This is a genomic window from Micromonospora sp. NPDC047527, assembly GCF_040643015.1.
In the GTDB taxonomy this organism is placed as follows: Bacteria; Actinomycetota; Actinomycetes; order Mycobacteriales; family Micromonosporaceae; genus Micromonospora.
Map to the genome: position 1 here is coordinate 564637 of NZ_JBEYTK010000001.1, position 25682 is coordinate 590318.

General features: G+C 70.0%; 22 protein-coding genes. 8 read left to right on the forward strand and 14 right to left on the reverse strand.

Features of this window, described 5'->3' with window-relative positions:
* Nucleotides 1-96: 96 nt before the first annotated feature.
* Both ABZ808_RS02365 and ABZ808_RS02370 read right to left on the reverse strand, forming a co-directional pair.
* Entirely contained in the window at nt 97-300 is a 204-nt protein-coding gene (locus ABZ808_RS02365; RefSeq protein WP_356999769.1) for a DUF397 domain-containing protein, read from the reverse strand.
* The gene (locus ABZ808_RS02370) at nt 293-1231 is read right to left on the reverse strand and encodes a helix-turn-helix transcriptional regulator (RefSeq protein WP_356999771.1); all 939 of its coding nucleotides are present in this window, start codon (nt 1229-1231) and stop codon (nt 293-295) included. Before ABZ808_RS02370 ends, ABZ808_RS02365 begins: the two co-directional genes overlap by 8 nt.
* Before the next feature lie 178 nt (nt 1232-1409).
* Between ABZ808_RS02370 and ABZ808_RS02375 the strand changes: the two genes are divergently transcribed.
* Complete coding sequence (locus tag ABZ808_RS02375) at nt 1410-1712, forward strand: DivIVA domain-containing protein (RefSeq protein ID WP_356999774.1); 303 nt, start codon at nt 1410-1412, stop codon at nt 1710-1712.
* Nucleotides 1709-1960, forward strand: coding sequence for a hypothetical protein (locus tag ABZ808_RS02380; RefSeq protein ID WP_356999777.1), 252 nt, complete (start codon nt 1709-1711; stop codon nt 1958-1960). The genes ABZ808_RS02375 and ABZ808_RS02380 overlap by 4 nt, the downstream gene beginning before the upstream one ends.
* Before the next feature lie 47 nt (nt 1961-2007).
* On the opposite strand, the gene ABZ808_RS02385 is transcribed toward ABZ808_RS02380, so the two are convergent.
* The gene (locus tag ABZ808_RS02385) at nt 2008-2502 is read right to left on the reverse strand and encodes a hypothetical protein (protein WP_356999779.1); all 495 of its coding nucleotides are present in this window, start codon (nt 2500-2502) and stop codon (nt 2008-2010) included.
* 181 nt (nt 2503-2683) lie between these two features.
* Here ABZ808_RS02385 and ABZ808_RS02390 point away from each other — a divergent pair, with 181 nt between their 5' ends.
* Together ABZ808_RS02390 and ABZ808_RS02395 are read left to right on the forward strand one after the other, a co-directional pair.
* Nucleotides 2684-3184, forward strand: a complete 501-nt coding sequence (locus ABZ808_RS02390) for a hypothetical protein (protein WP_356999781.1) — start codon at nt 2684-2686, stop codon at nt 3182-3184.
* Nucleotides 3185-3299: 115 nt separating this feature from the next.
* A complete protein-coding gene (locus tag ABZ808_RS02395) occupies nt 3300-4130 on the forward strand; it encodes a hypothetical protein (protein ID WP_356999784.1) in 831 nt (276 codons plus the stop codon).
* A 98-nt stretch (nt 4131-4228) separates the two neighbouring features.
* Here the strand turns inward: ABZ808_RS02395 and ABZ808_RS02400 are convergent, their stop codons facing one another.
* The 6 genes from ABZ808_RS02400 to ABZ808_RS02425 all read right to left on the reverse strand — a co-directional run bounded on the left by ABZ808_RS02400 (nt 4229) and on the right by ABZ808_RS02425 (nt 11253).
* Nucleotides 4229-6577, reverse strand: a complete 2349-nt coding sequence (locus tag ABZ808_RS02400) for a glycosyl hydrolase (protein ID WP_356999786.1) — start codon at nt 6575-6577, stop codon at nt 4229-4231.
* Between the two features lie 177 nt (nt 6578-6754).
* Nucleotides 6755-7222 carry a hypothetical protein gene (locus tag ABZ808_RS02405; RefSeq protein ID WP_356999788.1) on the reverse strand — a complete coding sequence of 156 codons (468 nt, stop codon included), beginning with the start codon at nt 7220-7222 and terminating at the stop codon, nt 6755-6757.
* 18 nt (nt 7223-7240) lie between these two features.
* Nucleotides 7241-8122: a sugar ABC transporter permease gene (locus tag ABZ808_RS02410; protein ID WP_356999790.1), complete on the reverse strand. Its 882-nt coding sequence runs from the start codon at nt 8120-8122 to the stop codon at nt 7241-7243.
* On the reverse strand, nt 8119-9129 hold the full coding sequence (locus ABZ808_RS02415) for an ABC transporter ATP-binding protein (RefSeq protein ID WP_356999793.1): 1011 nt from the start codon (nt 9127-9129) through the stop codon (nt 8119-8121). The genes ABZ808_RS02410 and ABZ808_RS02415 overlap by 4 nt, the downstream gene beginning before the upstream one ends.
* A complete protein-coding gene (locus ABZ808_RS02420; RefSeq protein ID WP_356999795.1) occupies nt 9122-10423 on the reverse strand; it encodes a sugar ABC transporter substrate-binding protein in 1302 nt (433 codons plus the stop codon). The genes ABZ808_RS02415 and ABZ808_RS02420 overlap by 8 nt, the downstream gene beginning before the upstream one ends.
* Nucleotides 10420-11253 (reverse strand): carbohydrate ABC transporter permease, encoded by an 834-nt coding sequence (locus ABZ808_RS02425; RefSeq protein ID WP_356999797.1) that lies wholly within the window; start codon nt 11251-11253, stop codon nt 10420-10422. Before ABZ808_RS02425 ends, ABZ808_RS02420 begins: the two co-directional genes overlap by 4 nt.
* Before the next feature lie 373 nt (nt 11254-11626).
* Here ABZ808_RS02425 and ABZ808_RS02430 point away from each other — a divergent pair, with 373 nt between their 5' ends.
* Nucleotides 11627-13564 carry a Xaa-Pro dipeptidyl-peptidase gene (locus ABZ808_RS02430; protein ID WP_356999799.1) on the forward strand — a complete coding sequence of 646 codons (1938 nt, stop codon included), beginning with the start codon at nt 11627-11629 and terminating at the stop codon, nt 13562-13564.
* A 45-nt stretch (nt 13565-13609) separates the two neighbouring features.
* On the opposite strand, the gene ABZ808_RS02435 is transcribed toward ABZ808_RS02430, so the two are convergent.
* The 5 genes from ABZ808_RS02435 to ABZ808_RS02455 all read right to left on the reverse strand — a co-directional run bounded on the left by ABZ808_RS02435 (nt 13610) and on the right by ABZ808_RS02455 (nt 17536).
* Nucleotides 13610-14839 carry a helix-turn-helix domain-containing protein gene (locus tag ABZ808_RS02435; RefSeq protein WP_356999802.1) on the reverse strand — a complete coding sequence of 410 codons (1230 nt, stop codon included), beginning with the start codon at nt 14837-14839 and terminating at the stop codon, nt 13610-13612.
* A gap of 440 nt (nt 14840-15279) precedes the next feature.
* Complete coding sequence (locus ABZ808_RS02440; protein WP_356999805.1) at nt 15280-15795, reverse strand: Uma2 family endonuclease; 516 nt, start codon at nt 15793-15795, stop codon at nt 15280-15282.
* A 114-nt stretch (nt 15796-15909) separates the two neighbouring features.
* A complete protein-coding gene (locus ABZ808_RS02445; protein ID WP_356999808.1) occupies nt 15910-16302 on the reverse strand; it encodes a hypothetical protein in 393 nt (130 codons plus the stop codon).
* 507 nt (nt 16303-16809) lie between these two features.
* A complete protein-coding gene (locus ABZ808_RS02450) occupies nt 16810-17151 on the reverse strand; it encodes a type VII secretion target (RefSeq protein ID WP_356999811.1) in 342 nt (113 codons plus the stop codon).
* Nucleotides 17138-17536 carry a YbaB/EbfC family DNA-binding protein gene (locus tag ABZ808_RS02455; RefSeq protein WP_356999814.1) on the reverse strand — a complete coding sequence of 133 codons (399 nt, stop codon included), beginning with the start codon at nt 17534-17536 and terminating at the stop codon, nt 17138-17140. The genes ABZ808_RS02450 and ABZ808_RS02455 overlap by 14 nt, the downstream gene beginning before the upstream one ends.
* Before the next feature lie 172 nt (nt 17537-17708).
* Here ABZ808_RS02455 and nhaA point away from each other — a divergent pair, with 172 nt between their 5' ends.
* From nhaA to ABZ808_RS02470, 3 genes are all read left to right on the forward strand, one after another.
* Nucleotides 17709-19658 carry a Na+/H+ antiporter NhaA gene (gene nhaA / locus ABZ808_RS02460; RefSeq protein ID WP_356999817.1) on the forward strand — a complete coding sequence of 650 codons (1950 nt, stop codon included), beginning with the start codon at nt 17709-17711 and terminating at the stop codon, nt 19656-19658.
* 453 nt (nt 19659-20111) lie between these two features.
* Entirely contained in the window at nt 20112-24161 is a 4050-nt protein-coding gene (locus tag ABZ808_RS02465) for a discoidin domain-containing protein (RefSeq protein WP_356999820.1), read from the forward strand.
* A 163-nt stretch (nt 24162-24324) separates the two neighbouring features.
* Nucleotides 24325-25557: an MFS transporter gene (locus tag ABZ808_RS02470; protein WP_356999823.1), complete on the forward strand. Its 1233-nt coding sequence runs from the start codon at nt 24325-24327 to the stop codon at nt 25555-25557.
* Nucleotides 25558-25682: the final 125 nt, after the last annotated feature.

Below are 25682 nucleotides of genomic sequence, written 5' to 3' on the forward strand. Positions count from 1 at the left end.
GTCGGGCACCGCCGCCGGAGTGGGCTCGTGACTGGTGAGCGATTGAAGTAGGCGGCGCCCGCGCACGTGCCTGCACACCGTCGGCGAAGCCGACCTTCAGCTGGCGAGGCCCTCACGTTTGGCAGCCGCGATGAAGTCGGTCCATGCCTGGGCGGCGAAGGTGAGTAGCGGTCCCGTGGAATCCTTCGAGTCGCGGACAGCGACAGCGTCAGGGATGTTGGTGGCGACCTCGACGCAGTTGCCGCCGTTGTCGCCGCTGCGGGTGCTCTTGCGCCAGACGGCGCCGGTCAGGTCAGTCATGCCGCATCTCCCCGACGATTCGCTTGATCATGTCCCTTGAGTCTGCCTGACCGAGCGCGAGCGCATCCAGACCCTTCCAGACGTCTTCGTAGGCCCGAAGCTCGTCTGGCTTGTCGAGGTAGAGCGCCCCGGTCAGCGACTCGCTGTAGACGACCGACGGTTCCGGTGCAGCCCGGCCGCCCTTCGTGGCCGGGAAGTCCAGGAGCACGAAGGATCCTGCGACCGCACCGGGATGTGGCCCTGCCGCGAGCGGCACAATACGAACCGACACGTTGGGCAGTTCCGATGCTTCGAGGAGACGAACGAGCTGTTCACTCATCACGGTCGGGCCGCCGACGACACGGCGTAGCACCGCTTCCGAGAGAACGGCGTCCAGGTGCGGCGGCTGTGGAAGCCGACGGGTGAGCAGGGTCTGACGCTGCAGCCGCACCTCAACCGCCCGTTCGCGCTCCTCGATGCTCAACCGGCTCGTGGGTCGGAAGAGACCGAGTGCGTAGGCGCGGGTCTGGAGCAGTCCGGGGATCAAGTTCTCGCCGTACTCGCGGAGGTGGGCGGCGGCGGATTCCAGCCCCACGTACAGCTCGAACCAGTTCGGCACCGCGTCGCCGTACGCGTGCCACCAGCCCTTCGACTTCGTCTCGGCGGCCAGGCCGCGCATCGCCTCGGTCATCTCGGGTGACACCCCGTACAGCTCGCACATGGCCTTGACGTCGAGCACCCGGACCGAGCCCTGGCCGCATTCGAGGCGCCAGATCTTCTGCCGGCTGTATTCGAGGGCTTCGGCGGCGGCGTCGAGTGTCACGCCGGCCTCGTTGCGGAACTGCCGAAGCAGCCGGCCGAGTTGCCGGCGCGGCACGGTCGATCCGATGTCGTCGGGCATCCGCACACTCCCTGGTTCCATCACGCAACACTGCGTGACCTGCTGCTGCAACTCCTACGGGTTTCAGCAAAGAAAGTCAATGCACAACGGCGAAATTGCGGTCTGGAACGTTGCGCTTTGGCTGCGGACTGTCGCAGGCTGATCACAGCACGGCGGCCGTCGGTCCCCCCGAACGGTCGCCGTGCTTCCCCGACACCCTCGCCCCTGCGTACCAGGAAGGCAGGCAGACATGAGTGCCAGAAACCAGCGACCAGAGCCGGCGAGCGGTGGTACGACGTACCGCTCCGGCGCGTACACCAGTCTGCTGCCGTGGCAGGTGCGTGAGCGCCGCTTCGCGCCGACCGGGCTCGGGCGTCGCGGTCTGAACCCCGACGACGTGTACGCCTTCCTCGACCGGGTCGCCGTCGACATGGCTGCCGTCTACGCCGCTCTCGCCGAGAGTCGCCTCGAAACCGCCCGGATCAAGCACGCGCTGCGTCGCTGGCAGACCGACCACGCCCGCGCTCGCAACGACCGGGACCACAATCGATGAGCCAGCGGTACGTCATCCACCTGCCCGTCGTCGCTGCGGACCTGCCCGCCGCGCAGCGCCTGGCCCGGGTGGTCGGCCACTGGATGCTGGTGCTGCCGATGGCGGACCCGGGGGAGACCACGGTCTCCGAAGAGGACGCGCAGTTTCTGCGCCACCGGGTCTTCTGCGACAGGCTGATGCCTGGCGGCCGGCGCTGTCTGCTCCGCGATGGCCACGACGGCGGCTGTTCCCGCCGCCTGCGAAGGTGAGGGTCACCCGCCCACGCCGTCGCGCAGGTGCCGCAGGCGGTGGGCCGTTAGGCCAGCGGGCTGAAGCTGCGCCCGTCGAGCACGTTGATGAGCTCGTCGTCGCGGGTCACCTCGTAGCCGCGTCGGCGCAGCTCCGCCACCAGCTCGGCCTCTTGATCAAGGGGAATGTTGAGGTAGTCGCCGTTGTGCGCGGTGAACTCGCGCTTCCCGAACTGGGCCTGCACGTCTACGGGAAGCAGTTCGAGCCCTCGCTCGGTGACCATCGGGGGCCAGTCGCCCTCTACGACCGAGCTCACCTCGTTGAGCGTGAAGGGCTTGCCGTCGGCGTACTCTCCGTCCGGCTCGTAGCAGTCCGCGCCGGCGGGGTTCCAGAGGTGAGTCATCTGGACCTTCCGGGCTTCGTCCCAGGTGCGGGCGGCGGCGAGCGCCTTGATTTCTCCGGCCTCCTCGGCTGCGGTGTTCGCGTCGGCGAAGGCGAGGCAGTCGTGCAACTGTGCGTGACCGTAGATCAGGTGCTGAGTGGCGGGGCGTGTTGTCGTCATGATCGACATCCTGCCAGAGAGGTACGACAGCCAAGATCGGATCTTGAAGCGCGTCTTCTGTGACCTGTGGGTGCCGGGCGTCCGGCGCTGCCTCCTCCGCGATGGTCACGGCGGCGACTGCTCTCGCCGCCTGTGTCGGTGACCGGGTCTGACCGAGGTCGCGCAGGAGCGCACTCTCGACGTGTTCCGGCATCACAAGAGCTACCGGGGGTATGAGGTGCAGTACCAGATCCACTTCGAGGCCGCGTTGCCCGCCGATACGCTGCGCCGGCACCTGCAACAGGATTACGGCATCGCCCCCGAGGCCGTGTATGTCGGTCGGATCGGGGACCGGGCGGTGGACGATCCCCGGCCGATGGCCATGTTCACCCCGCCCGACGAGGACGAGGAATTCGGCTGGATACTCACCGGCGACACCGAACTCGCCGACGCCACCGGATGCAACGAGCGGGATCTCGCCATCAGCCTCGCCCGTACCTTCGGGGTGCGGGCTCTTACCGACGACGGCAGTATCTATCCGGACCGGTGGCTGCTGGTCAGCGCCGATGGCAGCAGCGGACGGGTCATGACCGACGAGGACGCCGCCGCCGACGGAGACCTGCGGATCGTGTACGCGCTGGAGCCGATCTCCGGTGAACCGCAGCTCGCCGTGCTGCCACCGCCGGAGTGGGCGCGCGGCTAGCCTCCGCGCGCCGTCGGGGCGCGGAACCGGATGATTCGTCACCTCTATTGCCCGTAGGGCCGAGTGCCCGCGTGATCACGACGTCGCTAACCTCCGCAGCACGGAGGTGACGGGGATGGCCGTTCAGCGTTGGGATGCCCGGTTCGAGGGGGAGCAACTTGTCCTCCGGCGTTGGCGGTTGCTGCCGTGGCCGAAGGCCTACGGCAGGCGGATACCGCTGGCGGCGATCCGCGGTATCCGCTCGGCCACCGACGCAGACCGCGCGAAGCGACGCGCGCAACTCACCGTCCAGGACGCTTCGGCCCCCCACGCCGTCGAGGCAATTCCGGTCAGGTTTACCGCGGAGCAGTGGACGCTTGCCGGCTGGTTCCTTGAGGGGTGGCAGGAGGCCCGGATCCAACCGCCAGGCCCCGGTGCGGCGACACCGTCGGTCGGGGCGGCTCCGCCACGTCCGGCTGCCGAGGTCCCGGCGCGGTCGCGCGGAGAGGCGCGGCCGTCGGTCGCGTCGCAGGCCCACCTCTCGGCCAAGGCGGCCGCGCCCTCGCCGTCGTCCCAGCCCGCCACCCCTGTCATGCGGGTCGACGACGGCAAGCGGCAGGTGTGGTTGTGGCTCCAGAACGGGAAGGTTCAGGGCTCTCTCGTGCCGGTGGCTAATGCCCCGCGACGATTGCTGAGCCCCGCCGAAGTTGCCCATCTCCTGCTCGCTGACCTGTCCAGGACGATGCCGGCGATTCACGCGTTGACGGGCATCTCCGACAGACAACAGGCACTGGCTCAGCTACGGATCTGGCAGCGGTCGGAACCGGTCGTCGTCAACCTTCGTGCCTCCGACCTTGCGGGACGGCGGGTGACGGAGGCGCAGCAAAAACCGGGCCGGAGCAACCCCGACGGCACCGTACGCACCGTGTCCGGCGGACTTCCCAGTCTGAACAAGCGCAGGCGTTGAGCCCCTCGTCGCCCCAGTACCCGGCAACGGTGCAGGCCACCTCCCGAATCCGGGAGGTGGCCTGCGTGCCGCGTCAGACGCGACGAACTACCTGTTGATCAGCCCGCTCGGCAGGAGGAGAGGACGCCGATCACGCCCACCCCGGTCGGCTTGAGCGGCAGCCTCGTCGATGCCGCCGGGCAGCGCGGAACGGTGAGGTCGTAGACGCTCCGACCGAAGGTCGCCGCGGTGAGCTGCCGGCTCGGCTCGTGGTAGCGCAGGTACATGATGGGCGCCTGCGGCAGGTTGGTGCCCAGCGCCGCCCACTCGCCGCCGTTCCACGCCGACATGAAGACCCCGACGTCGGTGCCGACCAGCAGCAGGCCGTCGGCGGTCGCGACGATGGAGTTCACCGGGGCGTCCGGCAGGCCGCGGCCGATGTTGCTCCAGGTCCGGCCGCCGTCGCGGGTCATCATCACGTGCGACCGGTCGCTGCCGGACCGGAAGGCGGAGAAGGTGGCGTACGCGATGTTCTTGTCGGCGGGGTTGACCGCCACCCGGGTGACCCAGGTGCCGGGCAGCTGGCGGGGGGCGACCTGCTGCCAGTTCTGCCCGAGGTTGTCGGTCCACCACAGCTTTCCGTCGTCCGTGCCGACGTAGATCTTGTTGCCGTCGGTGGGCGCGGGGGCGACGGTGGTGATCGTGCCCCACGGGTAGCCGTTCGGGTCGTTGGGGCCGCCGCCGGTGAGGTCGGGGCTGATCGGCGTCCAGGTACGACCGTTGTCCGTCGAGCGGTTCAGGATGTTCCCGGCGTAGTACATGACGTTCGGGTCGCTCGGGTCGAACTGCAGCGGGGTCAGCCAGTTGCGGCGCTGCGAGGTCGTCTGGTTGGTGCCGATGGTCTGGCGGGGGGTGCCGCCGGAGTTCTCCGACCGGTAGCAGGAGCCGTACTGGCTGCACCCGAAGACGATGTTCGGGTACTCCGGGTGGATGATCACCTGGAGGCCGTCACCGCAGCCGATGGCGTTCCAGGGGCCCCCGACGCCGTTGTAGCCGCGGTTGCAGCCGTTGTCCTGCGCGCCACCGACCTTCAGCACCGGGTCGGTCTCCGCGACGTCCACGGTGTAGAACTGCGTGTAGGGCTCGTAGGTGGCCTTGACCCAGCCGCTCGCGCCGTTCGCCTCGGATCGGTAGAGGCCGCCGTCGTTGCCCAGGTAGACCCGACCGGGCACCTTCGGGTCCCAGCGCAGGATGTGCTGGTCGGCGTGGACGCCGCCCACGGACGAGAAGCTCTGCGCGCCGTTGGTCGAGCGCATGAGGTTCACGCCGGTGAGGAAGACGTGATCGGCGTTGTTCGGGTCGACGAAGAGCTTGCCGAACCACCAGCTGAACGTGGACTGCGATGCCTGACCGGCGGTGACCGGGGTCTGCGTCCAGGTGTCGCCGCCGTTGTCGGAGCGGTAGAAGGCGCGGAACGGGCCGAGCGCGGTGCCGACGTACGCGTACAGCCGCTGGGGGTTGTCCGGTGCGACAGCGATGCCCCAGCGACCCTGGTCGGCGTCGGTGGGCAGGCCGTTGGTCATCCGCGACCAGGTGCGGCCGGCGTCGTCGGAGCGCCAGAGGCTGGAGCCGAGCCCGCCGTAGGTGCGCTGGTGCGGTTCACGCAGGTGGTCCCACATCGCCGCGTACATCCGGCGCGGGTTGCTGGGGTCGATGATGACCTCGGTGGCGCCGGTGGTGGCGTTCGGCGGCGCGAGCACCTGCTTCCAACTGTTCCCACCGTTCTCGGAAAGGTAGACGCCGCGCTGGCCACCCGGTACGAAGAGGTTGCCGCTGGCGGCGGCGAAGATCCGGTCCTCGTTTGTCGGGTCGATGGCGAAGCGGCCGATGGCGTGGCTGTCCTTCAGGCCGACGTGCTGCCAGGTCTTACCCCGGTTCTTCGAGCGGTAGATGCCGTCACCGCCGAAGGTGATCGAGCCGCCACCGGGCTGGGCCTCGCCGGTCCCGGCGAAGAGGACGCCCTTGCTGGTCATCGCGACCGCGCCCATGCTCTGCGTACCGTCGTCCGGCCAGGCCGTCTCAAACGTGGCGCCGGCGTCGTCGGACTTCCAGATGCCGCCGGACGCGGCGGCGATGAAGATCTGGTCGGGGACCTGCGGGTCGACGGCGATGTCCACGACCCGGCCACCGATGTTGCTGGGGCCGAAGAAGCTCCACTTTCGCTCCGCCAGGTGGCGGTAGAGGAGGTTGGTGCGCAGGCTGAGACTGAGGGCCTCGCCGCGAGCCTTCACGTACTTGGCCGCCGAGAGTTCCCGGCTGCCGTCGCTCATCCGCTGAGCGGTCATCCATTCGTCGGGGACTTCCATCGGCCCGGTCGGCGAGTTGGTGGCTAACGACTCCTGGACCGGTCGGGGCACGGACGAGCCGGTCAGCGCGAGCGCGATGACCAGGCCCAGGCCTGTTGTCATTGCGAGCCCGCGGTACCTTCGGACGAGCGTGAGTCGCATGTAGTCTCCCTGTCGACGCGCCATGTGACCGCGAAAGCGATTCTGAGCGCACGCTAGACAGTGCATCGGTCGACGTCACTGCTCATCTGTCGCGACTCGTCGGGTCCGATTAGGACACCTGTCGAGCGGGTTCGATGATCAGTTGCTCTGGAACTCCGGGAGGCCGGCCTCATCCGAGTCCGGCCCGATCACCGCGGTCAGCGTCGTGCCGTCCGCGCAGAGCGCGGTGGCCCGCAGGTACGTCCGTCGTTCCTGCGCCCGCATCAGCACCTCGGCCTCGAACACCTCGTCCTCGGCGCGCAGCAGGTCGATGTCGCCACGGCTCTCGTAGTGGGCGCGGACGTCCAGCGGCGTCATCCGGATGGTGGCCGCGACCGTGGTGAGGGCACCCTGCTCGACCACCGAGGTGACCCGCGCGCCGTCCGGCAACAGCAGACCGGTGACCTTGCTGTCGACCTCGGCGTCGGCGTCCAGCGGCACCCGGTCGCAGCTGGGCAGGTTCGCGAGCATTCCCGGCCCCCGGCCGGTGGCCTGCCCGGAGGTGGTGCCGCCGCAGGCGGCGAGCAGCGGAACCATGGCCACGACGGCGATCATCCGGAGTCTCACCACAGCAGGATGGCACGCTCAGCGCAGGACCCGCCAGCGTCGCACGAGCAGCAGCAGCACGGTGATGATGACACCGGTGACCACCATGAGAACGCTTGTGATCATGGCTCCGTAGGCGAAACCGGAGAACTCGAAGACCTGGTCGAAGATGTAGACGGGCAGGTAGAGCGTGGCGTTGGCGGGTCTTCCGTCGGTGAGGACGTACGCGGGCACGAAGTTGACCTGCAGGGTGAGGATCGTGTCGCGGACGGCGAGCAGCAGCAGCACCGGCGCGAGCAGCGGCAGTGTGAGCCGGCGCAGTTGGCCGAACGGCCCGCAGCCCTCCAACGCGGCCGCCTCGTAAAGGCGACCGTCGAGCATCCGTCGGGCGGCGAGCACGACGATGAAACCCTCACCGATCGGGAATGCGAGCATCAGCGCCACGGCCAGCCGCGCGGAGCCGGGCTCCGCGAGCCAGTTCAGGCCCGGGTGGCCGAAGAGCCCGAGCAGTTGGTTGAGCGGGCCGTAGAGGGGGTTGAGCACCCACAGGAAGAGCACCGCGAGGGCCACGTCGGGCACGACGGTCGGCAGGTAGACCGCGACCCGGAACCAGCGGCCACCGGGGCGCGGCGCGGCCAACAGCAGGCCGAGTCCGATGGCGGCCAGCAGCCGCAGCGGTACGGCCAGCGCCAGGTGGATCGCGGAGGCGCGGACGCTGTCGACGAGGAAGTCGTCGGAGAGCAGGCGGCGTACGTTGTCCAGGCCCACGAACCGCGGATCCCGGGTCAGTCCGGTGTGGTCGGTGAACGCGTAGCCGAGGTTGAGCAGGGCGGGTAGCGCGATCAGCAGTACGACGGCCACCGCGTACGGCGCGAGGAACGCCCACGCGGTCAGCTGCCGGCGTACCCGACCGCTGCTCACCGGCGTCGCCCGGTGGCGGCGTCGAAGCGGTGGATCCGCCCAGGGTCGGCGAGTAGTCGTACCTGCTCGCCCGGCCCCACGCCGGGTCGGGGCCCGGTGCGGACGATCAGTCGGGTGCCGTCGCCGCAGCGGGTCAGCAGGACGGCCTCGCTGCCGAGCGCCTCCACCGCCTCGACTGTCGCCTCCACCGGTCCGTCGGGGTCGAGGCGCAGGTCCTCCGGGCGTACGCCGATGGTGGTGTCGGTGGCGCCGCCCAGGACGCCGCCGCCGGGCACCAGGTTCATGGGCGGGCTGCCCAGGAAGCCCGCGACGAAGGTGTCCGCGGGCTCGTCGTACACCTGTTGAGGTGGGCCGATCTGGCGGATCTGCCCGCGGTCCAGGACGACCACGCGGTCGCCGAGCGTCATGGCCTCGGCCTGGTCGTGGGTGACGTGGATGGTGGTGGTGCCCAGTTCACGGTGCAGGGTGAGCAGGTCGGCGCGGGTGGCGAAGCGCAACGGCGCGTCCAGGCTGGCCAGCGGCTCGTCGAGCAGGTAGACGGTCGGCTCGCGCAGCAGCGCGCGGGCGAGGGCGATGCGCTGGCGCTGCCCGCCGGAGGTCTCGTCGGGGTAGCGGTCGAGCAGGTCGGCGATGCCGAGCCGCTCGGCCGCCGCCCGGGCCCGCTCCTCGGCCTCCGCGCGCCGGACGCGGCGGACCCGTAGACCGAACAGCAGGTTGCCGCGGACGGTGAGGTGGGGATAGAGCGCGTAGTCCTGGAAGACCATCGCCACCGCGCGGCGGTGCGGTGGCACCTGGGCGACGTCCTGCCCGTCGACGACGACCCGGCCACCGTCCGGCCGGTCCAGCCCGGCGATCAGCCGCAGGATCGTCGACTTGCCGGAGCCGGACGGACCGACCAGGGTCACCATCTCACCGGCGTGTACCGCCAGGTCGACGCCGCCGAGGGCGACGACCTTCCCGTACGACTTGGTCAGCGATTCGAGCCGGATCACGCCCCGCTCAGCCACCGCCGCCCACCTGGAGTGCGAAGAGCGGCCGGAGCTTGTCCTCCAGTTGTCGCAAGCCCTTCTCGCGCTCGACCCGGCCGTAGAAGACCTCCTCGAGCAGGCCGCCTCCCTCGCGCTCCACACGCGACCAGGTGCCCGTGCGCGGGGTGGCGCGCAGGTGCGGCTCGGCGTCGAGGTAGACCCGCGACGACCGGGGAGGCTGCTGTGGGTCGAGGAAATCGGGGGAGTTGGCCACGTCGAGCCGGGACGGCACCGTACGGCCCGACTCGGCGAGGATCCGCTGGCCCTGCCCGCCCATCGCGAACTCGATGAACCGCCAGGCCCGGTCGTGGTCGCGCAGCCCGGCGCTCATGCAGTAGGCGTCGCTGTGCAGGATCGACGCGGGTACGCCTCCGGGCGCGATCGGCAGTGGCGCCGCGTCCCAGGTGAAGTTGTCGATGGCGCGCAGCGTCGGCACGGCGACCCGGCTGTTGAGGTACATGCCGAGTTTGCCGCGCATGAACCGGGCCTCGCTCGACTCGCTCTGCTCCTCGGCGTCCGGCGGCACGACGCCGTGCTTCAGTTGCAGGTCGAGGAACCAGTCGACGGCGGCGCGGCTGGCCGGGTTGCCGGTGAGGGTCAGGGTGGTCGGCTTGTCCGGGTTGTCGACCAGTTCGCCCCGGTTGGACCAGACGAACGGGGCGAGCCGCGGCAGGGACGGCTCCACGCCCGCGCCGTACGTGCCGTCGCCGGTCATGGCCTGCGCGGCGGACAGGAAGTCGTCCCACGTCCAGCCGGCCTTCGGCAGCGGCACACCGGCCCTCGCGAACAGGTCTGCGTTGTAGTAGACGACCAGGGAGGACATGTTCTGCGGCAGGCAGGTGAGGGTCTTGCCGTCGAACCGGAAGGCGTCCAGGGCCCGGGGCGAGAAGTCGCTCTCCTTCAGCGTCGTGCTGCGATCCAGGTACCCCTGCGCCGGTTCGATCGCCTGCTGGGCGGCGAACTGGCCGTAGCGGCGGTAGTTGAGCAGGAACACGTCCGGCGGCTGCCCACCCGCGAACGAGGTGGTCAGGCGGGCCATCAGGTCGTCCTGGGTGGCGACGGGGGAGAGGTTGACGGGCACGTCCGGGTGAGCCTTCTCGAACGCGGCCACCAGGCTGCGGTAGCCGGCGATCTCCTCGGCGTCGCCGAAGAGCACGACGGTGATCCCCTTCCGGTCGGCCGCGCGGTCGCCGGCGCCGCAGCCCGCCGCGTAGCCGAGCAGCAGCACGGCGGTGACCACTGCAATCCATTGTCGAGCGCGGAACGTGCTCACCTACGACCTCCAGATCTCAGTGCCGCCAGCGGATCGTCGTTGAGCAGGATCCGCTGAGCGAGCAGGAACACCACCACGCACGGTGCTGTGGCGACAACGCAGGCGGCCATCAGCAGCGGCCAGTCCGTCGGGTTCAGCAGCCGTAGGAACTGCAGGCCGAGTGGGTACGTGTAGCGGTCACCGCTCTGTAGGTAGAGCAGCGGATCGATCAGGTTGGACCAGTGCAGCGTGAAGGCGAGCACGCCGACGGCCAGCGTCGCCGGGCGCACCTGCGGCAGCGCCACCCGGAGCCAGATCGTCAACCACCCGGCGCCCTCCAACCGGGCCGCCCCGAGCTGGGTGTCCGGCACCCCACCGAAGCTCCAGGCGTAGAGCAGCACCAGGAAGGGGCTGCCGGCGAGCAGCGCCGGGGCCAGCAGCGGGACGTACGTGTCGACCACGCCGGCCAGCCGGAACAGCTCGAACCGGGTGGCCCACACCGCTGTGACCGGCACCATCAGCACCGCCAGCAGGCCCAGGACGGCGCGGCGTCGGGCCGCCGGCGTCAACAGCCGCAGCCCGAAGCCGGTCAGCGAGGCGACGACGACGGTCAGCGGCACGGCGACCGCTACGACCAGCGCCGAGTTGGCCAGGTACCGGAACAGCGGGATCAGCTCCGGCAACCGGGTGTACGCGGCAACGGTCGGGTCGGGCGGCAGCACTTCGAGGGTGCGGGGTGGCGGCAGACCGGCGGGCCGCAGCGAGCCGATCACCATGAACCACAGTGGCGCCGCGAAGAGCGCCGCGAACGCCGCCGGCACCAGGAACCGCCCGATGAACCGCGGGATCACGGCTGGGCCCGAGAACCGCACATCCCGCCCTTCCCGTCGCCCGGCAATCGGTGGGCGCGCTCGTCTCCGATGCCGCCGAGGCTCCGCCGGTGACTCTGGGTGACGGTCAGCTCGGCCGGCGGAGGTGGTGCGGCGAACCTATGGCCGGGCGGCCGGGACGTCATCGGCCACGTGTCGGAATCACCCGGCACCCGGTCCTACGTCTGTCGCATCTCGACAGACGTAGGACCGGCTGACGGCCACCTTCCGCATCTGTCTGATGATCAGTTGTGAATCCGTTTCTAGGGTGCGAGGCGACCGTCGCACCGCCGGCCCGACACCTCGCTCGGGACGACCGGGTCCACGGCTGGTGCCGGAGATGAGAAGGAGCACGATGCGAACTACTAAGAGCTGGTGGCGAACGTCAGTGGTGGTCGCTGCGACCATCGCTGTCGCCCTGCCGGCGGCAACCGCGACGGCGCATCCGACGAAGGACCGCACCAAGCCGGTCATCCAGGACGGTGTCACCCAGCCGGTGTTCGGCTATGCCGACGCGATCCGCGAGCGGGTCTTCGTCACCTCCGACGTCGACTCCGACGGCGACGGCGCCCGCGACATTGTTTCGATGGACATCATCCGGCCCAAGGCCAGCGCCAACGGCCTCAAGGTGCCGGTGATCATGGACGCCAGCCCCTACTACTCCACGGTGTGTCGGGGCAACGAGACCGAGTGCAAGCGCGACCTCGACGGCGACGGCCTCAACGACCAGTGGCCGCTGTTCTACGACAACTACTTCGTCCCGCGCGGCTACGCGGTGGTCCTGCTCGACATGATCGGCACCAACAACTCGACCGGCTGCCCGGTCACCGGTGGTCGGGCCGACAACATCAGCGCGCCGACCGCCATCGACTGGCTCAACGGCCGCCGGGCCGGCACCGACGCCTCCGGTAAGAAGGTCGTCGCCAACTGGCACAACGGCAAGACCGGCATGATCGGCAAGTCGTACGACGGCACCCTCGCCAACGCCGCCGCGGCCAGCGGCGTCAAGGGACTCTCCACCATCGTCCCGATCTCGGCGATCTCCAGCTGGTACGACTACTCGCGCAGCAACGGCCTGGTCACCCGGGCCAACAACTACTCCGGCAGCCTCGCCAACACGGTGACGAACCCGGAGCGGCGCTCGTACTGCGCGCCGGTGCGGACGCAACTCGGCGTGGACAGCGACGACACCACCGGCGACTACAGCCCGTTCTGGGCCGAGCGGGACTACGTGCCGAGCGCCGACAAGGTGCGCGCCAGCGTCTTCGTGGTCCACGGCATCAACGACAACAACGTCCGGGCCGACCACTTCAGCAAGTGGTGGGACGCGCTGGCCGAGGAGAACGTGCCGCGCAAGCTCTGGCTGACCGGCACCGGTCACATCGACCCGTTCGACTTCCGTCGCGGCGAGTGGGTGGACACCCTGCACCGTTGGTTCGACTTCTGGCTGTACGACGTGCGCAACGGCATCATGAACGAGCCGATGGCCGACATCGAGCGCGCCCCGGACGTCTGGGAGACCCACCGCAACTGGCCGGTTCCGGGAACCAAGAACACCGAGGTGGCACTGCGTCCGGGCGCCGACGGCGCTCCCGGTGAGCTCGCCGTCTCGACGCCGGGCAAGGGCCCGAAGGGCCCCAAGGCACCCCAGGAGACCCGAACCTTCCAGGACACTCCGACGATGAGCCAGGCCAACGCGATCCGGCACCCGTCGGAGCCGCAGGCCAACACCGACAACCGGCTGGTCTTCCTCTCCCAGCCGCTGAAGGCGCCGCTGCACATCTCCGGCTCGCCGATCGTCAAGATCAATGCGTCGGTGAACGGCGAGGACACCAGCTTCGCCGGCCTGCTCGTCGACTACGGCACGCAGCCCCGGTTCAGCACCGTCGGCGACGGCATCCGCACCCTGACCGAGGAGGACTGCTGGGGTGAGCAGGCCACCTTCGGTGGGTTCGGCGAGAACGCCTGCTACCGGCAGGCCGAGAAGACCATCGCCACCAGCCCGCAGGAGCTGGTGACCAAGGGGATCCTCGACGGCCTCAACCTGAAGTCGCTCTCGGTGTCGCGGCCGCTGGTGCCGGGCAAGAAGAACGCCGTCGAGGTGCCGCTGCTGGCCGAGGACTACGTGTTCGCGGCCGGCAACCAGATCGGCGTGGTGCTGCTCGGCTCGTACTCCGGCTACAGCAGCCGGGCCAAGCAGACCCGGGCCGAGATCACCGTGCACTTCGACCGCAGTGTGATCGAGCTGCCGATCGTCGGCGGCCGGCCCGCCGCCGTGCGGGCAGGTCTGTAGTAGGGACATCGGCGGGCGGGGCGGCACACGCCCCGCCCGCCGGCGTCACTCCGTCGGCTGGTAGGCCCCGGTCAGCCGGCTCAACTTCAGCGCGAGATGCAGGCAGAGCCGCTCGTTGCCGTCCTTGAGGTCGGTGTCGGCGAGATCCTCGATCCGCCGCAGCCGGTAATAGAGCGTCGTGCGGTGCAGCCGCAACTGCTCGGCCGTGGCGTGCGCGTTACCGGCCAGATCCAGATAACGCTCCAGGGTCTGCAGCAGCACCGGGTTCGTCTGATCCCTCAGCAGCCGCTGCAACCCGGGATGGACGTCGGCGATGTTCAGGTGCCGACTGTCCAATCGGGTCAACAGCCGGTAGATGCCCAGCCTCGGCCAGGACACCACCGGGCCGAGCGCCGGCATCCGGACACCCAGCCGGGCGGCCTGCAACGCCTCCTCGTACGACCCGACCGCCTCGGCGAGCCCCGGGCGCGTCTGCCCGATGCCCACCACGACGCGTTCCACCGTGCCGAGCCCGCGCGTGGCCTGGCGCAGGTTGTCGTCGAGCAGCTTCGCGGCGACCTCGGGGGAGAGTCGTCCGCCGCCCCGCCCTCCGCAGAGCAGCAGGACCGCGTGGTCGTCGCGGACGAGATGCAGGGCATCCCGGGTGCCGATCCACCGCCGGGTGGTCACCAGAGCCTGCTCCAGAGCCAGGCGGGTCACCTCGTCCGGCAGGTCGTCGGTCGACCCCACCAGTTGCGCCACGACTGCGGTGGCCGGGCCGTCCCCGGCGATCAGGCCCGCCTCGCGCAGGATCCGCACCGACTCGTCGCGCGTCGCCTCGCTGTCGGAGAGCAGCGTCCGCGCCGTCTCGGTCTCCCGCTGCGAGGCCAACTCGCCGAGCAGATTCGCCCGGTACATCGTCAGGGACAGCTCGCTCATCAGGCCGGAGGCGGCAATGTCCGCGTCGGCCATCGTGCCGTCCGGGTCGATGAACCAGACGAAGCCCAGCAGCAGGTCCCGGTGGCGGATCGGCACGCAGAACCGGGGCAACAGGCCGAGTTCCTGTGATGCCGGAGTGTGCACCGGCGTACGGGCGTGCATGACACCGACGTCCCGCAGCCAGGCCATGACCTCCGGGGTGCTCTGGCGGCGCAGGATCGACGCCTTTCGTACGCCGTCCATCAGTCCGGTGTGTTCGCTGTAGACCACCACCCGTTGGCGGCGGTCTTCGATCAGCGCCGGGCGGCCCGCGTACGCGGCGAGAGCGTCGACAAGGCGTTGCAGTTCCCCTTGCATGAGATCCTCCCGTCGCCTCCGCACTGGTCACCGCAGCAGCACCCCGAAGGGACTGCCCAGGTCTGCGGCGACTCGGTGTGCCCACCGTGCCACAAGACGATCATGCTGGCCGACGCGGACGTTCACAACGGTCTGTCGTGCCGTAGCTGGCCGTTTGTGCTGCGGATACCGCCCAGCTACCCGTCAAGATCGGCCGATCCCCGGACACACCGACACCGGCACTGTGGCCGAGGCAACACCGCGTTTGGACCACTGTGGACCCGCGCGAGCTGGGGGATAGGCGACCAGCTACCCTGTGCCTCCGTCATCGATGGAACGGGAACTGAGCGGCCCACCAACGGATCGATCCGAGGCCCGCCCACGGCCGGGGTCGATTCCACGCGGCTCGTCGGGGGATCGGTGCGGCGGCTTCGACGGGTTGCCTCCCCGGTCGAACCGCGTCAGCTCAGCTTGTGCTCGTCCAAGCCGGTGTTGAGGACCCAGGCCAGGGGCATGGTCGCGCGGGCGACGTACTTATCGCCTTCCAGGCGGTTCATTGTTACCGTCTGGGCCGAATCCTGGTCGACCACCCAGTATTGGGGAATCCCAGCGGCAGCGTATTCGCTGCGCTTGGTCACCGTGTCGATGCCTTCGGAGCCGGGTGAAACGATCTCGACCACAAGGAGTACGTCGGCCACCGGCAACCAGACACCGTCTGACTGAGCCTTGCTCCAGACGACAAGATCAGGAATGCGGCCGCCGACACCGCCGTCACGACCCGGGATGCGTAGCCCGACAGCTTGAGCAACGTGCTCTGCCGGAACGCCTCCCTGGGCTAGCCACACCATGAGCCGGGTTGCGATGATCGCGTGGCTGTATCCCGGTGGCGGCATGATCGAGACGACTCCCTCGGGACTCATTTCGTACCGGTGGTTCTCGTCCGCGGCCATCATCGCCGTCAAGTCGTCGAGCGTCACGACCGGGGGCATGTACCTGCCAACCGCCTCTGAGCTCATGGCCGCATCGTACCTGTTTACCGTCTGGCCCTGGCGCAGGTGGAGCACAGCAACGCCGACCAACAAATAGCCGATTCAGTGGTACCCGAGGATTCGCATCGCTTCCTCTCCGGCCAATTGGAGCCGATCCTCTCGGAGGTCTGGCACGCGATAATCGTGGCCGCGCACTGTCTCGAGGAATTCCGTGGGCAGGCGCACGTGGTACGTGGCGAAATAGAAGCGCAGATCGTCGCGCCACAACCATTCGCCGTCCGTCAGCACCGAAGCGCCTCCGACCAGGTGCCGGCCGCTACCAAACACGTCGACCTCCGCGCCCATGACGTCGATGAGGCCATGCCCCTGGCGGAGATAGCCTTCGACCAGCAAGGCGTCGGGGGTTGGCTCCGAGTCGGCGCGCGAGTGGATGCTTCCCACGTAGACGTCGGTCTGGTGGGGGTCCAGCTCCCGAAAGAACCCCACGGTCTTCATTGGTGCCCCCTTGCACGCGGTACGAAGACCTCCCAGGTGCCGCCGCTCTCGATGACTGGCGGCTGGGGTTCGGAAGCCCACCGTTGGGTACCCACCCGGGCCGTCGGCGCGAGCACGCTGACCCCGAGTTCGTCGGCGACCTGTTGACCGAGTGGCACAGCGTCGATGCCGGGGTTGACAGCGCCGGCGTAGCAGGAGACCAAACGGAGCGGGCCGCCGTCGTAGGCAGGGTGATCTGCGCCGGGTCGCCGGCGAGCCAGTCGAGGGCCTCGCTGAGTGGCTTGACGTGTTCGATGAGCCAGGCGATGCCGTACTGGAGGAGGGCGCCGACGGGGTCGGTGACGAGGGCGAGGGCGTCGAGGCCGGCGCTGACCACGCCGAGGCTGCCGTCGATCCAGCTGCCGTTGCGGACGCCGTGCGCGATGAGTTCGATGTCCTCGCAGATCCACACGCCCGCCCATGCGCTGGGCGGGGTGTCCGCTGCGGCGGCGACGAGCGGGTTGGCTGTCACCGGCGCTGCCGCACCCCGTCGAGCAGTTGCTTGGCGTGGGTGTCGGAGCGTCGGTAGCCGTCGGCGCTGGTCCGCAGCTTCCCGGCGGTGTCGCGTACCGAGCCGGCGGTGTCGCGTACCGAGCCGGCGGCGGCGCCGATGCCGTCGACCAGGGTCCGTTGCAGGCCGTCGAGCAGCATCGGCATCATTGCGCAGAGCTGCCCGTAGGCGTCGGTGCCCAACCGGACGTGCTGGCCGGCCCGCTGGGCGGTGTCGAGGCTGCCGGCGCAGCGGTCCAGGCGTGCGGCGTGGGCGGTCAGGTCGGCCGGGTCGACCTGGATGCCGTCACCGGCCGGCATCGTTGGACCCCGGGTCGCGGACCAACCGGCTGCGGTACGAGTCGATGACGGCCTGGGCGCTCGGGTCGTCGCCGAGGGCGTCCGTGGTCACGGCCGTGAGCTGCGTCAGCAGGTCTGTCTGCGCGGCGCGGGTGGTCGCCAGGATCTGCCGGGCGGTGCCTGCGGCCGGTTGGTTCCGGACGCGTTCGTCGAGCCGCAGGTCGATCAGGAGGCCAGCCGAGTCGACATTGACCTCGATCGTCCGGTCGGGGCTGCAGGCGGTGCCGGTCAGAGCCTGCACCCTCGCCGCCAGCGTCCTCGCCCGCTCCGCCCGTTCGGTGAGCGACGACTCCCACTCGTCGAGCCGGCGTCCCGCCGCGTCGAGCGCCGCGTCGTCCGCCCACATGCCGACCCTCCCCAGGGGACCACTGCCGGCGGCGGCCGGCGAGATCATCGGTACGCTATCAACCGGTGGCGCTCTGTGCGTGCCCTGATTGTCGCGCCGAGCGGGAGGGACGCGAACACCCAGTCGCCCGAATCCGGGCCGGTTGACGATCAGTTCGGGGAGGATTGTCCCCGTGACGAGCAGCGACCCGCCCCGGGGATGGTCCGCACGGACCGCCTGGGAGGGCCGGATCAACGTCCCGCTGCGCGCCTTTCTGCAAACCGAGACCGGCGGCGCTCGGGTGGTGCTGGTTACCGCGGTGGCGGCCCTGGTGTGGGCCAACCTGCACGTGTCGTCGTACGAGTCGCTGTGGAGCACACCCTTCTCCGTTCAGTTCGGCGACTGGCGGGTGTCACACGACCTGCGATTCTGGATCAACAGCGGCCTCATGACGTTCTTCTTCCTGGTCGCCGGGTTGGAGCTGCGCCGGGAGTTCGACATCGGCGAGCTGCGGGAGCGCCGTCGGTTGGCGTTGCCGATGCTGGCCGGGATCGGCGGCATGCTCCTGCCGGTCGGCATCTATCTCGCGATCACCGCCGGGCACCCCAGCGCCGCGGGCTGGGGCGCGGTGATGGCCACGGACACGGCGCTCGCGCTCGGCGCGCTGGCCGTCTTCGGGCCGCGCTTCTCGGATCGGCTGCGAGGATTCCTGCTGACGGTCGCCGTCATCGACGACGTGGTCGCGATCGCGGTGCTGGCGATCGCGTACCCCCACCATCCGTCGCCGACGGCTCTGCTCGTGGCGGCGGGAATCTTCGGCGTGGTCCTGCTCGTCCGGGCGTGGGGCGTGCGGTTCGGACCGGTCTTCGCGCTGCTCGGGGTGGCGGCCTGGGTCGCGGTGTCGGAGTCCGGTGTCGACCCGGTCGTGGTGGGTCTGGTGATGGGGTTGCTGACCTACGCCTACGCCCCCGGCCGCACCGAGCTGGAACGGGCGAGCGACCAGTTCCGACTCTTCCGGGAACAGCCCACCCCGCAGCTCGCCCGGATCGCCCAGGCAGGGCTCACCTCGGCGTTGTCGCCGAACGAGCGGTTGCAGACGCTCTACCATCCGTTGGCGAGCTACGTTGTGGTGCCGCTCTTCGCGCTGGCCAACGTCGGGATCGTGATCGACGGCGAGCTTCTGGCCGGGGCCGTCACCTCACCGGTCACGCTCGGTGTCGTGGCGGCGTACATCGTCGGCAAGCCGGCCGGAATCGTGGTCACCTCGTGGCTGGTCACGCGGGTGAGTGGCGACCGGTTGCGGACGCCGGTCGGCTGGCTCGCCGTCGCCGGGGTGGGCACGGTCTCCGGCATCGGGTTCACCGTCGCCCTGCTGATCGCCACCCACGCCCTGAGCGGCCCGGCCCTGGACGAGGCGAAGCTCGGCATCCTCGTCGCGACGGTCGGCGCCTCCGTCATCACCTGGCTGGTGTTCCGCTTCGCCGCCCGGCTCCCGCCGGCGCGGCGTGCACGGGCGCTGCTGGGCGTCGCCGAGGGGATCGTCGACCTGATGCATCCGGTCGACCCGGAGCGCGACCACATGCGCGGGCCGGGCGAGGCGCCGGTGACGGTCGTGGAGTACGGGGACTTCGAGTGCCCCTACTGCGGGCAGGCCGAACCGGTGGTGCGGGACCTGCTGGCCGCCTTCGCCAACGTCCGGTACGTCTGGCGGCACCTGCCGCTGACCGACGTCCACTCGCGTGCGCAGATCGCCGCCGAGGCGGCCGAGGCGGCGGGCGAGCAGGGCGCGTTCTGGGAGATGCACGACCTGCTTCTCGCGCACCAGGACGCACTCGACCCCCCTGACGTGCTCAGCTACGCCGACCAGCTCGGCCTGGACCTCGACCGGTTCCGTGCGCACATGGTCGAGCGGATGGGCGTCGATCGGATCGCCGAGGACGTCGACTCCGCCGACCTCAGCGGTGTCACAGGCACTCCGACCTTCTTCATCAATGGTCGGCGTCACCACGGCGCCTACGACATGGTCGCGCTCTCGGCGGCGGTGCAGGCGGCGTTCGCCAGCGCGGAGCTTCGCCCCGAGTACCACCGCCGGGATCCCGAGGGCTCCGAGGGGGACCGGGGAGCTGACCGCGAGGGCGAGTAGTCCGCCCCGCGACACGCGGGCCGCCGGTAGCGATCAGCCCGGCCAGACACGGCGCCGGCTGTGGACACGCATGCCGCGAAACAGGTGTGCGCTGGTGGGATGTGGTGGGCGGTGCCTTTGGAGCTGAATCGTTTGTGATATCGCCGGCCGGGCCGCGGGCCGCGGGCCGCGGGCTGCGGGCTCCGGCGGCCGCGTGCTCCGCACTGCGAACCGCAGGCGGCTCCAGCCAACAGATCTGAATCGCTTACGACATCAGCTCCAAAGGCAGCGCACACCCAACCCCAGCCCCTCGCCGCCCCGGGCGACAGCTGGGAGCGGTCGCTGCGGAACGTATTTGTGGAATCACGATCGACTCAAGCTCTTGACTCTCACGAAACGTGGGTCCACCATCTGACAACGTTGTCACCGACCACGTAGGCCACGCCTGACAGCGTTGTCATCTCTGGAGGCAAGATGTCCGACCCATCGCCCCTGTCGCGGCGTACCTTCCTCTCCGCCGGAGCCACGCTGCTGGCGTCGGTCGGGGTGACCGCGGTCCTACCGGACGCCGTCGCGGCCGCCGCTCCGGCGACTCCGCCGCCACCCGGCACCCCGGCGCCCACCGACCTTGCCCGGTACCGCCCGGTGGTGGCCTCCTCGACCGACTACGCGCCGACGCCGGCCTCCTTCGCCGTGGACGGTCTGCCGCAGGTCGGGGTACGGGGGAGTGGATGGCGGGCCGCCAACAGTGATCCACAGTGGATTTCGGTGGATCTGCAGGCTCCCTGTCGCATCGAGGCCGTGAACCTGGTCTTCGAGGCCACGCTCACCGACGGGCCGTTCGACGGCAACTACACCGACACCGACGGCGACGAGATCCTCTCCAGCGCGGCGACGGCGTACCGGATCGAGGTCTCCACCGACGGCCGTGACTGGCGGTCGGTGTACGAGACCACCGAGGGCCAGGGCGGCGTGCAGGCCATCAAGCTGTCGCAGCCGGTCACCGCGCGCTGGATCCGCATGACGGCCACGAAACGCTCGAACAGCAACCCGGTGGGCCTGAACGGGTTCCAGGTCTACGGCGTTCCTCTGGCGGGCCGGCCGAAGGCCGAGGGCTGGACCAGCTGGGAGGGCGGCAACACCGGCCCGGCACCCGAGCTGACGGTGGCCGCCGACGGTACGGTCGCGCTGGAGTCGGGCTGGTCGCTGACGATGGATGACTTCGCGGGTACCGCCGACGGCGCCGAACTCTCCCGCGCTGGCGTCGACGTCCGGTCCTGGTTGCCGGCCACCGTCCCCGGCACCGTGCTGGGAACGCTTGTCGACCAGGGCCACCTGCCCGACCCGGTGGCCGGCTTCAACAACCTGCGCATCCCGGAGGCGCTGTCCCGGCACACCTGGTGGTATCGGCGGGCGCTGCGCCTGCCGCGCGGTCTGGACACCTCGGCCGGTCGTCGAATCTGGCTCGAATTCGACGGCATCAACCACGAGGCCACCGCCTGGGTCAACGGCGTGCACGTCGGCAGCGTGAAGCACCCCTTCGCGCGGGCGGCCTTCGACATCACCGACGCCCTGGCCGGTCACCGGGGCGAGCACGTCCTCGCCGTCCGGGTCACCCCGATGCCGCACGCGGGCACGCCCGGCGACAAGGGCACCGACGGTCGTACCTTCCTCCAGTCGGCCCACCACTACCTCGACGCGCCGACCTACCTGGCTGTGTCCGGGTGGGACTGGATGCCCGCCGTCCGCGACCGGGTCACCGGCCTCTGGGACCACGTCCGGCTGCGCAGCACCGGCGCCGTGGTCGTCGGCGACCCCCACGTGCAGACCACGCTGCCCGACCTGCCGGACACCCGTACCGCCGAGGTCACCATCCGGGTCCCGGTGCGCAACGCGGCGGCCACCGCCACCACGGTCACCGTCCGCGCCGAGTTCGACAAGGTACGCGTCGAGTCCACGGTCACCGTTCCCGCCGGCGGCGACACGATCGTCACCTTCACGCCGGAGCGCTTCCGTGAGCTGCGCCTGCGCAACCCCCGGCTGTGGTGGCCCAACGGCTACGGCGAACCCCACCTGTACGACCTCACGCTCACCGCCACCGTCAAGCGTGCGGTCAGCGACAGGCGCCAGCTCCGGTTCGGCATTCGCGAGTTCGCCTACGACTGGCACCAGCCGATCGTGATCTCACCGCCCGGTAAGCCGCCGCTGGAGTTCGTCGACGGCGCCGCGACCCAGACCGTCACGTTCGCCCGGCAGCGCGCCCGGCACGTACGCATCCAGGCCGGCCAGCGCGCCACCGGGTGGGGCATCTCGATGTGGTCGCTGTCGGTCGCCGACGGCACCGGCCCGGATCTCGCCCTGCGCCGGGACGCCACCGCGTCGTCCTCGGAGAACGACGCCAACGGGCCCGACAAGGCTGTCGACGGCAACCCCGCGACCCGCTGGGCCTCACATGCCGAGGACAACCAGTCGATCCAGGTCGACCTCGGCGCGACGGTCGACGTCGACCGGGTCACCATCGTCTGGGAGCAGGCGTACGCGCTCGACTACCGCGTCCAGGTCTCCGTCGACGGCGACACCTGGAGCGACGTGGCGTCGGTCAGCAACGACACGCCGCTCGGCAGCCGCGCCACCCAGGTGGAGACGTTCACCGCCCAGACCGCCCAGCACCTGCGCATCCAGACCGGCTCGCGGGCGACGTCGTGGGGAGTGTCCATGTGGGCGCTCACCGTGCAGCGGCAGGCCGAGCCGGACGTCGACCTGGCCCTGCGCGCCACCGCCACCGCGTCGTCGTCCGACGGCGACTCGAACGGCCCGGACCGGGCCGTCGACGGCAACCCCCGCACCCGGTGGTCGTCGAAGTTCGAGGACAACCAGTGGATTCAGGTCGACCTCGGCAAGCCGGTCAGCTTCGACCAGGTCACGATCGTCTGGGAGCAGGCGTACGCCCGCGACTTCGTCATCCAGGTCTCGAACGACGGGCAGCGGTGGACCGACGTGAAGTCGGTCAGCAACAAGATCACTGAGCTGAAGATCAGCGTCAACGGCGTGCCGGTGTTCGCCCGGGGCGGCAACTGGGGCTGGGACGAACTGCTGCGCCGGGTGCTGCCCGACCGGCTGGCGGACACGGTCGAGATGCACCGCGACATGAACTTCACGATGATCCGCAACTGGCTCGGCAGCAGCAACCGCGAGGAGCTGTACCAGGCCTGCGACGAGCAGGGCATCCTGGTCTGGAACGACTTCTGGCAGGCCGGCGGGTTCCTGCCCAACCCGCCCGGCTACGTCGACATCGCCGCCGACACCATCCGGCGTTTCCGCCACCATCCGAGCATCGTGGTCTGGTGCGGCGCCAACGAGGGCGACCCGCCGCCGATCGTCGACGCCGGCCTCAAGGCGGCCGTCACCACGGAACACCCGGAGATTCTCTACATCCCCAACTCCGCCAGCGGCATCGTGAGCGGGCGCGGGCCTTACCACTGGGTCGACCCGACGACCTACACCGACGTGAAGATGTACGAGGCCGACTCCTTCGGCTTCCACACCGAGATCGGAATGCCGGTGGTGTCGGTGGTCGAGAGCATGCGCAACCTGGTCGGTGACGCGCCGGAGTGGCCGATCGGCGAGGTGTGGAACTACCACGACTGGTCGACCATCGGTAACCAGCGCGTCGGCACGTACCAGGCGGCGATCGACGCGCGGCTCGGCGAGTCCGTCTCCCTCGACGAGTTCGCCACGCGGGCGCAGTTCGTCAACTACGAGAGCCACCGCGCCATGTTCGAGGCGTGGAACGCCAACCTGTGGCAGGACGCCACCGGCCTGCTGCTGTGGATGTCGCACCCGGCGTGGCACAGCACGGTGTGGCAGACCTACGACTACGACCTCGACGTGAACGGCGCCTACTACGGCGCCCGCAAGGGTTGCGAACCGGTGCACGTCCAGGCCGACCCGGGCACCTGGCAGGTGCGGGTGGTCAACCACACCGCCGAGGCGCTGGGCGGCGTCACGGTCGCCGCCCGCCGCTACGACCTCAACGGCCGATCACTGGGTACGCCGCAGCGTCAGCGGGTGGACGTCGCCCGTTCGGCCACGACGCCGGTCTTCCCGCTCGCCGCGCCCGACGGTGGCGGGCTGCACCTGGTCCGGCTGGAGCTGCGGGACAGCCGCGACCGGCTGTTGGCGGACAACACCTACTGGCGGTACGACAACGCCGAGCAGATGCGGGTGCTCAACGACGTGCCGAGCACCCGACTGTCGACGTCGTCGAGCACGGTGCGCGTCGTGGACGGCCGGAACACGGTCACCACGACGGTCCGCAACCAGGGCCGCACGGTCGCGGCGCTGGTTCGGCTCGCCGTGCGCGACCAGCACGGTAAGCGGGTTCTCCCGGCCCGCTACGACGACAACTACTTCTGGCTCCTGCCGGGGGAGACCCGCGAGGTGCGGATCTCCTGGCCCGCGCGGGCCGGCCTCGCCCGTCAGGTGAAGGTGACGGCGCAGGCGTACAACTCGGCCGTCAGCTAGGAGTACGCGGTGGGGCTGGATCGTGCCACCTGATGCGGGCGTTTAAGGGCCGTAACCGCACCCTCCGTCAAGGTCAAGACCCATGCTGTACGCGGGGTCGGGCGCCGCGACGAGAGGGTGCGGGCGGTGCCTCGCGGCAGGTGTCGAGCCGGAGGGACTGATCATGTCCAACGCCAGCCAGGCGGACGGCGCGATGGCACGGCCCAGCTCCACCTCCGCTGCGGTGCGGGTCGCGTTCGCGTTCTGGATCACGCTCGTCGGCACCACCGTGCCGACCCCGCTCTACCCGCTCTACGAGATGGAGTTCGGCTTCTCGTCGTTGACCGTGACCGTGGTCTACGCGTTGTACGCGCTGGGGGTGGTCGTCGGGTTGCTGGTCTTCGGTCGGCTGTCCGACCAGATCGGCCGGCGCCCCGTCATCCTCGCCGCGCTGCTCCTCTCCGTGGCCGCGGACGCCGTGTTCCTGGGCGCCGTGGACCTGGCGATGATCATCGTGGGCCGGGTGATCGCCGGTCTCTCCGCCGCGCTGATCATCGGAGCGGCGACCGCCGCGCTGGCAGAGCTGATCGGCCCGCGGCATCCGAGGCGAGCCGCCACCGTGTCGATCTTCGCCAACCTGGGTGGTCTCGCCACCGGCACCCTGCTGGCCGGGGTCGTGTCGGATGTGGCGCCCGAGCCGCTCCGGCTGCCCTGGGCCATCGTGCTGGTCCTGGCGGTGGTCGCGATCCTGGCGCTGCGCGGCGTACCGGAGACGGTCCGGGAGCGCTCGCCGGTGATCCTGCGGATCCAGCGGCTGTACGTGCCGGCGAACATTCGCGGCGCCTTCGTCCGCTCCGCGATCACCGCTGGTGCGGGCTTCGCCGCGCTCGGGGTGCTCACGTCGGTGAGTGGGCTGTTCCTCGGGATGGTCCTGCGCGAGACGTCGCACACCCTCGCCGCGCTGGTGGTCTTCGTGGCCTTCGCCGGCGCCGCGTTCGGTCAGCTGTTGACCCGCGTCCTGTCCTCGCGCGCCGCGCTGGCCAGCGCCTGCGCCGGCCTGATCGTCGGGGCCGGCCTGCTCGCGTTCAGCATGTGGATGCCCGCGCTGGTGACGCTCGCCGCCAGCGCGGCGGTCATCGGGGTCGCGTCCGGGGTGGCGGTCGGTGACGGCATCGCGACGATCACGATGAAGACCGCGCCGCAGCACCAGGCCGCGGCGGTGTCGACCTTCTTCGCCATCCTGTTCGCCATGCTCGGCGTGCCCGCGGTCGGGGTCGGCCTGCTGATCCAGGTGGTCGGTCTGCGTCCGGCTGGCGGGATCTTCAGCGCGGTGGTGGCGGTGCTCGCACTCCTCGTCCTGCTCAGCCTTGTGCGCCGCGGTCCGGCCCAGCCCGCCGCAGCGCGATCCGCAGGTTGATCTGCCGGCTCACCTCCGGTTGGTCGGTCGGTGTGGTGGTCGGATCGCCCACGCGGACGCGCCCACACCGGGCGCGAAAGAGGCGTCGAGAGGCAGTCACGGAGGTCTTGCGGCAGTCATCGTAT